This is a genomic window from Vibrio sp. 10N.222.52.B7, from assembly GCF_041474275.1.
Lineage (GTDB): Bacteria > Pseudomonadota > Gammaproteobacteria > Enterobacterales > Vibrionaceae > Vibrio > Vibrio crassostreae_C.
Genome location: NZ_JBFRTU010000027.1, coordinates 1346 through 2523 on the forward strand (window position 1 = coordinate 1346; position 1178 = coordinate 2523).

1 protein-coding gene and 1 pseudogene are annotated in these 1178 nt (G+C 44.1%); one reads left to right on the forward strand and one right to left on the reverse strand.

Annotation, left to right across the window (positions count from 1 at the left end):
* A pseudogene (locus AB4512_RS10135) lies at positions 1-378 on the forward strand (porin); the annotation flags it as partial.
* A gap of 253 nt (positions 379-631) precedes the next feature.
* Here the strand turns inward: AB4512_RS10135 and AB4512_RS10140 are convergent.
* Positions 632-1072, reverse strand: a complete 441-nt coding sequence (locus tag AB4512_RS10140; protein ID WP_372174861.1) for a DUF411 domain-containing protein — start codon at positions 1070-1072, stop codon at positions 632-634.
* Positions 1073-1178: the final 106 nt, after the last annotated feature.

The window sequence follows — 1178 nt, forward strand, 5'->3', positions numbered from 1 at the left end:
GGTTACCAACACCTATTCTCTGCAGGCGAAAGCATTCAGTTCCGTCCATTAGTTAAGATCGGTTACAACTTCGATAACGGCATCTCTATTAGCAACCGTACTCGTGCACACATCGACGACACTTCTAACGATGATAAAACTGACTACCGCATGGATAACCGCATTGCTTACACAGTGAATGCTGACCTAGCGCTTAGCTACAACAACGTATACATGATCGAAGCTGAAGCAATGGACCACGAGTTACGTGCAACATGGACTCGTCAAGGCGTTCAACCTTACTTTGAGTTCCGCAGCCAAGCTAACGGTGTAGATTTCGCAAACGGCGATTCTAAGCAGAACAACGCATTCGTATTCGGTGCTTCTTACGGCTTCTAAGCTGATTCGCTTGGTTGCTTAGATTATTAGCCGAGTGAGCTTCTTCGCTAAATAGCTTTTTGCTAAATAGCTTGCTAGCTAATTAGCGAGGGGAACATAGCGGTACTAACAGCCCGGTTGGTGCCGCGACAAGATTTGCTTTACTGTCCAAAAGCAAAGAGCCTAGCAAGTAAACCACAGTCTTGGGATTACTGAATGCTAGGCTCTATTTTTATGACTTCTTTTTATTGCTGTGTGTTGGTCTGTTTAGGTTCTATTTCCCGTTGTAGTGACGGTATTCAAACACCTGACCTTTTTCATTAAACGCATACACAGAATACTCGTCTTTCTTATCGCCATATTCCATGCCTGGCGAACCCATTGGCATACCCGGAACCGCTAAACCAATCGCATTACGTGGTGGGTTTTCTAGAAAGGCTTTAATGTCATCTGCTGGAATGTGTCCTTCAAATACGTATCCGTCGATCTCTGCAGTGTGGCAAGAGGCTAGCTCTTGTGTTATCCCTAGTTTCTGCTTGATTGGGTTCATATCATCGTGGAGCTTCTCAGTAACATCGAACCCAGCATCTCGCATATGTTCAGTCCATTCTGTGCAGCAGCCGCAGTATGGAGATTTGTGGTTTAGAACATCAGTAGCTAAAACTTGTCCTGAGATTGCAGCGAGTGCAGTAAGAGTCATAATTTTACGAATCATGGTTAACCTCATGAATATGGTTTTTATTAATATTAGAATGAGTTGGTTTGAACAATCTCAGCCTGTTGGCATTGCTTACTACAGTAATTGACGACATCGCCATCGC

Excerpts from the sequence above, each read along its gene's own strand:
- AB4512_RS10140 (WP_372174861.1), bottom strand. The coding sequence starts at position 1,072 with ATGATTCGTAAAATTATGACTCTTACTGCACTCGCTGCAATCTCAGGA.